This is a genomic window from Roseicella frigidaeris (assembly GCF_003258945.1).
Lineage (GTDB): Bacteria > Pseudomonadota > Alphaproteobacteria > Acetobacterales > Acetobacteraceae > Paracraurococcus > Paracraurococcus frigidaeris.
The window spans coordinates 1-9,914 of the sequence record NZ_QLIX01000053.1; the positions used below are offsets into that span (position 1 = coordinate 1).

Genomic DNA, 9,914 nt, shown 5'->3' on the forward strand with positions numbered 1-9,914 from the left:
CTCAACGGTATCGACCCGCAGCGCTATCTCGCCGACTTGCTGACCCGCCTCGTCAACGGCTGGCCCAACAGCCGCATCGACGAACTCATGCCGTGGTGCTGGGTCACCACCGAAAAAGGCTGAGCGTCAACCGCAGTCGAGATGGGCCTGAATTCCCCGCTTACACTAGAGGCCGCTTCACCGCAGATGCGGTGCCATAAGTCGAGACCCACAACGCCTCAGGCGTGACACCAAGGATCGAGATGTGGCCTAAGAGCCATCTCGAACGCTTGCTGGCTGCCCGCCTGGCGCTGATCGCGGAATTCGGCCTGCACGGCTGAGCGCTGTTCAGAAACTCCTGAATGGCAGCGGCATCGCTCGCGGCTCGGCGCCGGCCAGACTTACGGGCCCGATCACAGGCGTTGCGCTGGGGTCTGAATGTGTGGCGACCTCGGCGTTCCAATAGCGGGCGAGCCACTCGATCTTGGCGTACACGTCCGGCTGGTCGAGCGTGCGGTCCAACTTCGACTGGATGATCTGCTGGATTGAGCGGCCGACTGCGCACATGGGATGGCGCAGCATGTCGAGGTTGCGAGGGTCCTGCCGATTGAAGCAACCGAGCTCGGTCAGGTAGTTCAGAAACCAGACGCCGTCTCGGTCCCGCAGGAGGCGGGAGTTCCTGTAGACCGCCCAGACTTCGTCCTGGGCGGCATAACGCTCGGCGGCGTCGAAGGCCTTGGCCCCGAGCACGACCCGTGGCGTCTTTGCGACCGTCGACTCCAGCCGATAGGCTTCGTTGACGCCCAATCCGAAGACGAGCTGATCGTCGTGCTTCATCCCGCCGATCGTCACACCACCGCGGATGAGAATGCCGAGTTGCAGGAGGTTCCAGGCGAGTGCGTCTATCGAGAGTAGCAGGTGCCAGAGCCCGTCGGGCGTGTTGGCCGCGGAGAGGATGAGGCTGTCCGAGAAGTTCTGGGTCCGGAGGTCCGTCTCTCCGCCTCCGGGGGGCGATACCCCCCGGACCCGACCGAGCGCCTCCGCGATCTCGCCGCGCAGGGTTCTGTCGCGGTCAGCGCGCCGAACGAGGTCAGCGAAGCCGAGGATGTCGACGAAACCCACGACTCGATCTCGATAGCTGTCATCGGCTGGCTGGTTCGGCAACGTTGTCATGCGGTCGTCCTGTTGTCCTGATTGAACCGCCCCGGGTTTACCGGAGGCCAGTTTGCTTGAGGCAGGCTGGCGAGGGGAAGGGTGGTCGGCCCAACGCTTGTTGGATGCGGCCTGCGTTGATGGTGACCGTCTGCTTTCCGCCCAAGATCGCCCAAGGCCATCCTGCCAGTCTGACCACGGAACGGATGATCCTCTGGCGTCCCGATCGCGATGGGCGCGGTCGGGCGCGACCAGGAGATCCGTCATGGGCGATACTGCAGAAGCTCCAGACCAAGCCGAACGGCGCCGGCCGCCCTGGAACCGCGGCCGGCTGCTCGGGCAGAAGCCACCGCTGAAGCTGCGAGAGGTCCGGGCCATCCGCATCCGCCTGCAGATCGTCGAGCGGCTGCGCGATCTGGCCCTGTTCAACGTCCGCTACCTCGGCGTCGAGGTGGATGACGCCCTCGCCATCTCCGAGCAGATTGACATCTGACCGGCAGAGGTACCGGCGGGCGGCATTGGCCGCCCGCGACCCGAAGCGGCGTAGCTTCGGGCCGGCGTGATTCGTCCCAGGTGACGCCACCCTGAGCCCCAACTGGTCGCTTTACGCCACGCCCAGAAGCACGCTGCACGCGGCAATCAGCAGCACCACCGCCCAGGGCGGGGCCTTCCACACCGTCAGCAGCACGAAGCCGGTCAAGGCGAGGGCGAAGTCGCGCGGGCTGAGGACAGCGCTCGTCCAGACCGGGTCGTAGAGTGCGGCGCCGAGGATCCCGACCACGGCCGCGTTGGTGCCCCGCATCGCCGCCTGGGCCAGCGGCCGAGTGCGGAACGCATCCCAGTAGGGCAGCGCGCCGTAGACAAGCAGGGTGCCAGGGAGGAAGATCGCAAGCAGCGCGATTACCGACCCCGCCACGCCGTTCGGCGCGGGTCCCATCACCGCGCCGAGGTAGGCCGCGAAGGTGAAGAGCGGTCCGGGCACGGCCTGCGCGGCACCGTAGCCGGCGAGGAAGGCACCGGGGTCGACCCAGCCGGGATCAACCACCTCGGCCCTCAGCAACGGCAGCACGACATGGCCGCCGCCGAACACGAGCGCACCCGAGCGATAGAAGGCGTCGAAGAGCGCGACGGCCTGCGCACCCGTCGCCCCCTTGAGCAACGGCGGCAGCAGCAGAAAGGCAGCGAACAGGACGAGCGCTGCCGCACCAGCGCGCCGCGATACGGGAAATGCGAGGTGCCCGACCGCGGCGGTCGGTGCCCCACGGCAGAGCACGAGCCCGGCAATGCCGCCGAGCAGGATGGCGCCGACCTGGCCGACCGAGCCGCCGACGGCGACCACGAGGAGCACCGCTCCCAAGGCAATCGACGCGCGCTCCCGGTCAGGGGTGAGGCTGCGGGCCATGCCCCAGACCGCCTGCGCCACGACGGCCACGGCAACCAGCTTCAGGCCGTGCAGCAGGCCGGTGCCGACCGGTCCGGAAAAGACCGCGGCACCCAGGGCGAAAGCGAGGAGGAGCAGCGCCGAGGGCAGCGTGAAGGCGCTCCAGGCTGCGAGCCCACCCAGCAGGCCGCCACCGCGCAGGACGCCGAGCGAAAAACCCACCTGGCTCGAGGCGGGACCAGGCAGGAACTGGCACAGCGCCACGAGATCGGCGTAGCCCGCCTCGTCGATCCACCGCCGTCGCTGCACCAGTTCATCGCGGAAGTAGCCGAGGTGGGCGACTGGCCCGCCAAAGGATGTCAGGCCGAGCTTGAGGAAGGCGCGGAACACCTCGCCCGGCGAACCGGCGCCGGGAACAAAAGCGCCCGCAGGAACGGCGTCGTCTCCTCCCGTGTCGGGCGGCGATGCGATGGTCTTGGTCTGGTCAGGCACTGTACCCCCTGTCTCGCTTAGATGCGGCGCGCCTCGTGGCGGCTCGCGTGCGGTGCGGTGTCCGCCACTTCCGACAGACGCGCATCGACCGACCAGCGCCCGCCGCCGACGATCAGCAGGTAGATGCAGCCGAGCAGCATGGTGAGGTCGGCGCGCGCCTCGTGCTGCGCGCTCCAGAAGCCGAGCCGCTTCATGTCGGCCGGCAGCTTGAACAGCCCGACATCATGGCCGAGCAGGATCGGCAACTTGGTCGAGACGAGCGCCACGACCATGACGACGATCAGCGGGATCGCGGCCAGCCGGGTGAAGAGCCCGAGGATGATGAGCGCGCCGCAGATGGTCTCGACGCCCCCGACCAGCGGCCCCATGAGGTCGGGCCAGGGGATGCCGATTCGGGCGAAGCGGCCGGCGCCGAGGATCTCGGGGAACAGGAACTTCTGCAGGCCCTCGGGCAGGAACACGACCGCGCCGACGAGAAGTCGCACCAGCAGGGTCCAGCCGGTCGCCTCGGTGCGCAGCACCCGACGCCAGGTCATGGCCGGCCGCTCAGGCCGGCTGCTGCACGTCTCGCGGCTCTTCCAGCAGTTCGTGGAACAGTTCGTGCAGGCGAGCCCGTGCCACCGCGAGCGCCTCGCGCCCAAGGGGCGTTGCCGTGTAGAGCCGGCGGAGGGAACGTCCGACCCGTTCGCGCCGGGATACCAGGTAGCCGCGCTTCTCCAGGCCGTCGAGCAAGGGGTAGAGCGTGCCTGGACTCAGGCGATAGCCGTGCCGCGCCAGCTCCTCGATCATCCACTGCCCGTAGAGCTCGCCTTCGACCGCATGGTGCAGGACATGCAGGCGAACGAAGCCAACGAGCAGCTCCTGGTGTTCCATGCCCAAGTCCTAGCATCTGCAAGCCTCCGGGGCACCGGATGTAGGATAACATCGGCATTCGATATCGGGAACCGATAATGTGGCCATGAGTTGCTGCATCAGTCCCGGTCGCAGATGCGGGCTGCGGCCGCTTCATGCCCCGACCGAGGGAGCACAGCGAGGCCGATGGCGATCCCCGACACCATTCGCGGCGACTTGCCGATGGACGCCAGCGATCGCCAGCCGCCCACCAGCACGCTGAGAGGCCACGGATGAAACAGGAGCGACAGACTTGTTTCCGCACTGGCCTGATCGCTCCGGTGAGGCGCCGGCGGCTCCTGCTCGGAGCGGCTGCCACCGCTCTCGCCGACACGGCGGGCGGCCCGGTGCTGGCGCAGACGCCGCCGCAGCAGGCAGACCATACCCTCCGGATCGCCCCGGTCTCCCTCGAGATCGGGCCCGGCAGGGTTGTCAGGACCACCGGCTACAACGGAACGGTGCCCGGGCCCGTGCTGCGGCTGCGGGAGGGGAAGCCGGTCGCCATCAATGTCGTGAACGACTCCGGCTACCCGAACCTCGTCCATTGGCATGGCTTGTATCTGCCCCCGGAGCAGGACGGCGCGGCGGAGGAAGGCTCGCCCATCATCCCACCCGGGCAATCGCTGCTCTACAGCTTCACGCCCCGGCCCACGGGCACGCGCTGGTACCACAGCCACGCCATGGCGATGACCGACCTGAGCAAGAGCACCTACTCCGGGGAGTTCGGCTTCCTGGTCGTCGAGCCTGCCGCGGGCGACCCCGGCCGCTACGAGCGCGAGGTGCTGCTCGCCGCCCACCACTGGGAAGGCAAGTGGGTCAGCATGCAGGACATCAGGCGGGGGCCGCCACCGGACAACGGACTGGAGGCGATGTACCACGCGGCGACGCTCGGCGACCGGATGCTCGGGCACGGCGAGCCCATCCGCGTGCGCCAGGGTGAAAGGGTGCTGTTCCGATTGCTGAACGCCAGTGCGAGCATGGGCATCTCCCTCGCCCTGCCCGGCCACCGCTTCACCGTCATCGCGCTGGACGGCAACCCGGTGCCGACGCCACGGACAGTGGACGTGCTGCGGCTGGACGTGGCCGAGCGGGCCGACGTCATCGTCGAGATGAACAACCCCGGCGTCTGGGTCCTCGGCTCGGCCAAGGACGACGACCGCAACATGGGCATGGGCGTCGTCATCGAATACGCGAACCGCGGCGGCGAACCGCAATGGAGTGCACCGCCGGACTCGTCATGGGACTACACCGCCTTCGGCCGGAGCAGCCCGGCCGCGGCGCCGGACGAGACCATCCACCTGAAGTTCGAGAAGATCCCCGGCGGGCGCGGCGGCTACAACCGCTGGACCATCAATGGCAAGTCCTGGCCCGATACCAATCCGCTGTTCACGGTGCGGCAGGGCAGGCGCTACCGCTTGGTCATGGACAACCACAGCGGCGACGAGCACCCCGTCCACCTGCACCGGCACACATTCGAGGTGACCAAGGTCGGCGACAAGCCGAGCTCGGGGCTGATGAAGGACACCATCAGCATGCCGCGGTTCTCGACGGCGGAGATCGACTTCGTGGCCGACGACCCCGGCCCGACCTTCTTCCACTGCCATCACCAGGACCATATGGACGAGGGCTTCGCGGGGCTGATCACCTATGTCTGAGCAGACGTCGGGCTGCAGGGTACGGAACCAGCACCCTCAACCTTCCACTCCCGCTCGGCGCCCGCTCCTGCAGCTCGCCTGAAGGAGATGGCGGAGTTTCGAAAAATGGGACACCAGCAGGAGTCCGGCGACGACGGCGTGGATAACGCCGTAGGGCGCATCGCGCGGGTCGAACAACGTTTGGGCCTGGCGGACCTCGCCATTTGCGCCGCTTCGGCCCAGCGCCGGACCGGCGGCGTTGATCGCCGTCAGGCGGCGGAGGTCGCAATCTGGGTCTACCTTCCCGCACAGAACAGCGGCCCCGCAGGAGAGTCCGCTCCCCGCCCAACTCAGTCAGCCAACGTTGAGGCCGCACTGTCTGCTCTCAGGAAGCCGGGCGCACCCAGCAGATGACCGACATGGGCGCGAAGCGGACACCAGAGCCGTAAGGCCGAGCTTGCTCTACTCCGACGAAATATGCATACTTTTGATGTCGGGCGATTCGCGTCCGCTGCTTAGAGAGCCGCTCGGAGCGATCCGCGCGGCTTTTTCTATGCCGAAAGGTCATCGACCCCTTCGACATGATGGACCAGCTGGTGGGCTGGCTTCAGGTTGTTCTCGGGGCGCTGAGCTGGATGGTCCCAAATCCATGGCGTCGAGATGCAGGCAGCCGGCGGAACCGCCGCGTTGTCCAACTCACGCATACGAAGCTGGGCCCCTTTGAGCGCACGCGCCTCAAGATCACCGACGACAGCCAACTCTAACTCTCCCCCGCCCCCGCCAGGGGCCGGCCCTTTTTAAGGAGCCAGGGTAGAGGCGATGTTGCGGCATCGTGTCGTGAATGATAATGTCCTTTACAATACATGAACGCTTGCTCCGGTGCTGCCGACCCGGATAGGCTCCAACAAGGAGGCGCCCCATGCCCGACACCGTCCCCGTGACCATTGAGGTCGAGCCCGGTGTCGCCGTCGCACTCGGCGACCCCCGCACCCGCGCCGCGATGGGGCGTTTGGTCAGCCGGGTGCTCAACCCGCGCCCCGGCCCGAGCGAACTGGCGCAGGCGATCGCCGAGGCGAAGGCCGAGGCACGCGCCGCCGGCCTGACCGACGCCGACATCACCACCGAGCTCGAAGCCTACAACGCAGAGCGCCGCGACGGCCCCAGGGCTTGATCGTCTTCGACGCGTCGGCCGTGGTGAGCGCCGCGCTGCGCGAGAACGGCGTGCCCGAGCAGGCGCTGCTGCGCGCCGAGGCGGCCGACGTCTTCGCGCTCTCGGTTGAGGTGGACGCAGAGATCACTGGAGTGCTGGAGCGGCCGCGCTTTGCTGCGGCGATCTCCGCGGCGCGGCGGGCGCGCATCCTCGACGTGCTGCGTGGCGAAGCGGTGTGGTTCACCCCGTCGGAGCGAGTGACGGACTGCCGCGACAAGAAGGACGACAAGTACCTCGAGCTCGCCCTCGCCGCCGGCGCCTGGGCGATCGTCAGCGGTGACGCCGACCTACTCGTGCTGCACCCCTGGCGCGGCGTGCGCATCCTGCGGCCGGCGGAGTACCTCGCGGAGGCTGGCGGTGGCACATGACCTGATCCTCCCAGACCGCGTCTCTCCCACCCTCCCCGGCGCGCTCGCCGTGCCCGCCGCCGTGGCGGACGCCGGCGAGGCTGCGGCGCGGCGCTACGTCGAGTTCTTCATGGCGCAGATCCGCAACCCGAATACCCGCGCGGCCTACGCACGCGCGGCGTCCGACTTCTTCGGCTGGTGCGGGCGGCACGACCTGGTGCTGGCTGCGGTGGGGCCGGTGCACGTAGCGGCCTGGGTAGAGGGCCTCGGCCGTAGGCTGTCGGCGCCCAGCGTGAAGCAGCGGCTCGCCGCAGTGCGGATGTTGTACGACTGGCTCGTCGTCGGTCATGTGGTGCCGCACAACCCCGCCGCGCCAGTACGCGGGCCGAAGCACAGCGCTGCTAGGGGCAAAACGCGAATGCCAACGCGTGAGGAGGCGAAAGCGCTGCTCTCTTCCATCCCGACCGACACCGTGGTTGGGCTGCGCGACCGCGCGCTCATTGGGGTGCTGCTCTACACCTTTGCCCGGGTCGGTGCGGCGACCGCTATACGAGTTGGCGACTATTATCCCGTGGGCAAACGCTGGTGGGTGCGGCTGCGTGAGAAGGGTGGCCGGCACCACGAGATGCCCTGCCACCACACACTCGGGGAATGGCTCGACGCCTATATCGAGACGGCAGGGATCGAGGCCGACACGCATGGGCCGCTGTTCCGCACCGCAAAGGGTCGCACAAGTCGACTGACGGCGACGGCGATGTCACAACCTGACGTCTACCGGATGATAAGGCGGCGGGCCGAGGTGGCTGGCGTAGCGACACAGATTGGCTGCCACTCCTGGCGGGCGCGGGGCATTACGGCGTACCTCGAGAACGGCGGTTTGCTGGAGCACGCGCAGGCGATGGCAGGGCATGCCAGCGCACGCACGACAAAACTTTACGACCGGCGCGGCGAGCAGATTTCGCTCGACGAAGTGGAACGGATTACCCTTTAACCGCCTCGCCTGATCGACGCCTCCGGGCGTTAGCGGTTAAACCGAGTTGCGAAGTTTGATCGCCGTCTCTACCCAATCCTCCAAGTTTGCCGCGATGTGTGCATAGACCTTTTGGCTATCGGTAAACGGTGGATCGTAAGTCTTCACCCACGTGGAGAGGGGCTTGGAGCCAACGGTGAAGCCAGCAAATGGATCCGTTCCGCGAGTAGACTGGCGCTGATGCCTGTCGAGTAGGTTGTGAATACGAACACCAAGGACGCCCTTCCCGTCATCCCATCCCTTCTTGATCTCGTAATTTACCCAGCGACGTCCGGCCGTGTTGGCGCCAACCAGCACAATCACACAGCTGCGGCCGTGGAGCTGGTCATCGATCCATTTCTGGATAGCGGCATCTCCGCCCTTTTTCACCTCCTCAAATTCATTGCCAGAAACGATCTTCTGGCTTTCGATTGCGCCGATACCCTTCACAGTCGCTACGCGCCAGTTATCTTCCTTGTAGTAGAAGCTGTAGAATCCCTTGCGTGCCATCTTAGCTTTCCCAACCAGGCGCTTAGCTAATTTCCAAACAAGCTAAGCAATTATGCTACTTCCAGTCCATCGCTTCAATCCCGTTCAGGAAGCGCGATTTGACTTGGTATAGAACTGACGGATCGGATGCAGCCTTGTTACCGAGCGCGAATAGGCTTTCGATTTCCCGCGGGTTATCGAGTGCGTACATTCCCTCGTTGGTGACCGTGTTGATCCGAAGAAATCGTGCCTCACCGACGAGTTGCTGAGCATGCCGCACAGCAGAGTCCACCTGTGCGTTCATCAGCAGCGAAATTAGAGACCGGTTCCAACGTATTATGCCAGCACCAAGTTTGCCCTTCACAGAGAAGGGCTCGTCCGTGGTTCCAATACTGAGGACGTCAATGCGATTCAGAGGAACCTGAAGGTAGCAGACTGCCTCCACAATCGCTGCAAGTGCTGGGCAATTCGCCCACACTCCACCATCGAAGTAGGGCACGTCAGAAATTGCGTTATTTACATTTGCCGCGGAGAAATACGTGGGCGCCGCGGCTGTTGCGAGAGCAACTTCCGCGGCGCTCGTATTGCGGTCACCTGTTAAGAGAGGATGATGCGGTGTTCGGAATGTATGGCAAACGCCGCTGATAGTGTCGAATGCCGGGACGACAAGTCGGGAGGTTGAATCACCGAGCGTCTTTTGCAAGCCTCCAGTGAAGTACGCCTTCTTGATCTCATTAAAAAGCACCTGCTGCGAGTGCTTCGGCTTGACCCAATGCCTCGCCCATCGGCCCAGACGCTGGTGTCTACGCATCACTGGGAAGATAATCGGGCCTCTATCGCGGTAAAACTTCATGATCTCCAAAGGAGACAATCCAAGGCCCAGTCCTATTGCTAGGATGCCGCCAGTCGAAGTTCCAGCGATGAGATCGAACCTCTCAGCAATCGGCTCATTCAGTTGCTTGCTAAGCGTCGCAAGTGCAGCTGCCGTGAAAGCGCCTTTGATGCCTCCACCGTCAAGTGCCAGAATACGAAAAGAGAGGCCTTCCGTGACGCGTCCACGGACCAAAGGCAGCCGACCAAATTGCTGGCAGACATCTCCAACAAGGCTGGCAACATCTTCCTGTATCGCAATTGATGCATTAGTGCGATCGTCGAGGCCGTTTTTCAGCGACTGTATGATCTGTGGGTGGTCCCGCACATAGTCCTGCGCGGCACCACCCAAGCCACCTGAGAGCCCATCCGGAAAGGAATTGAATCGGCTGAATCGGATGTGATTCTCTGGTCGTGCGGGCGATTCGCGGGGGCAGGCAATGGCGTGGACGGCAGAGCA

12 protein-coding genes are annotated in these 9,914 nt (G+C 65.5%); 6 read left to right on the plus strand and 6 right to left on the minus strand.

From position 1 onward, the window contains the following. The first annotated feature begins 9 nt into the window (after positions 1-9). Positions 10-123, plus strand: coding sequence for a transposase domain-containing protein (locus DOO78_RS26210; protein WP_408887594.1), 114 nt, complete (start codon positions 10-12; stop codon positions 121-123). Between the two features lie 204 nt (positions 124-327). Here DOO78_RS26210 and DOO78_RS26215 read toward each other — a convergent pair whose 3' ends face one another. Further along, positions 328-1,152: a hypothetical protein gene (locus DOO78_RS26215; protein ID WP_128080174.1), complete on the minus strand. Its 825-nt coding sequence runs from the start codon at positions 1,150-1,152 to the stop codon at positions 328-330. A gap of 244 nt (positions 1,153-1,396) precedes the next feature. Here DOO78_RS26215 and DOO78_RS26220 point away from each other — a divergent pair, with 244 nt between their 5' ends. Beyond that, entirely contained in the window at positions 1,397-1,624 is a 228-nt protein-coding gene (locus DOO78_RS26220; RefSeq protein WP_207803077.1) for a hypothetical protein, read from the plus strand. A 111-nt stretch (positions 1,625-1,735) separates the two neighbouring features. On the opposite strand, the gene chrA is transcribed toward DOO78_RS26220, so the two are convergent. Genes chrA through DOO78_RS26235 form a run of 3 tightly spaced genes read right to left on the minus strand, consistent with a single transcriptional unit; the run spans position 1,736 to position 3,877 of the window. Beyond that, positions 1,736-3,004, minus strand: a complete 1,269-nt coding sequence (gene chrA, locus DOO78_RS26225) for a chromate efflux transporter (protein ID WP_456310046.1) — start codon at positions 3,002-3,004, stop codon at positions 1,736-1,738. Positions 3,005-3,021: 17 nt separating this feature from the next. Then, on the minus strand, positions 3,022-3,540 hold the full coding sequence (locus DOO78_RS26230; protein WP_111472832.1) for a DoxX family protein: 519 nt from the start codon (positions 3,538-3,540) through the stop codon (positions 3,022-3,024). Between the two features lie 10 nt (positions 3,541-3,550). Then, positions 3,551-3,877, minus strand: a complete 327-nt coding sequence (locus tag DOO78_RS26235; protein WP_111472833.1) for a PadR family transcriptional regulator — start codon at positions 3,875-3,877, stop codon at positions 3,551-3,553. 299 nt (positions 3,878-4,176) lie between these two features. On the opposite strand from DOO78_RS26235, the gene DOO78_RS26240 reads away from it, so the two are divergent. The 4 genes from DOO78_RS26240 (at position 4,177) to DOO78_RS26255 (ending at position 8,077) form a co-directional block, all read left to right on the plus strand. Continuing rightward, complete coding sequence (locus tag DOO78_RS26240) at positions 4,177-5,550, plus strand: multicopper oxidase family protein (RefSeq protein WP_207803078.1); 1,374 nt, start codon at positions 4,177-4,179, stop codon at positions 5,548-5,550. An 898-nt stretch (positions 5,551-6,448) separates the two neighbouring features. After that, the gene (locus DOO78_RS26245; protein WP_111472835.1) at positions 6,449-6,700 is read left to right on the plus strand and encodes a hypothetical protein; all 252 of its coding nucleotides are present in this window, start codon (positions 6,449-6,451) and stop codon (positions 6,698-6,700) included. Beyond that, positions 6,697-7,107, plus strand: a complete 411-nt coding sequence (locus DOO78_RS26250; RefSeq protein ID WP_111472836.1) for a putative toxin-antitoxin system toxin component, PIN family — start codon at positions 6,697-6,699, stop codon at positions 7,105-7,107. Before DOO78_RS26245 ends, DOO78_RS26250 begins: the two co-directional genes overlap by 4 nt. Next, the gene (locus DOO78_RS26255; RefSeq protein WP_243634803.1) at positions 7,097-8,077 is read left to right on the plus strand and encodes a tyrosine-type recombinase/integrase; all 981 of its coding nucleotides are present in this window, start codon (positions 7,097-7,099) and stop codon (positions 8,075-8,077) included. The genes DOO78_RS26250 and DOO78_RS26255 overlap by 11 nt, the downstream gene beginning before the upstream one ends. Before the next feature lie 36 nt (positions 8,078-8,113). Here DOO78_RS26255 and DOO78_RS26260 read toward each other — a convergent pair whose 3' ends face one another. Beyond that, entirely contained in the window at positions 8,114-8,605 is a 492-nt protein-coding gene (locus DOO78_RS26260) for a TIR domain-containing protein (RefSeq protein WP_111472837.1), read from the minus strand. Positions 8,606-8,660: 55 nt separating this feature from the next. Further along, on the minus strand, positions 8,661-9,914 hold a 1,254-nt coding region (locus DOO78_RS26265; protein ID WP_128080175.1), incomplete at its 5' end, for a CBASS cGAMP-activated phospholipase.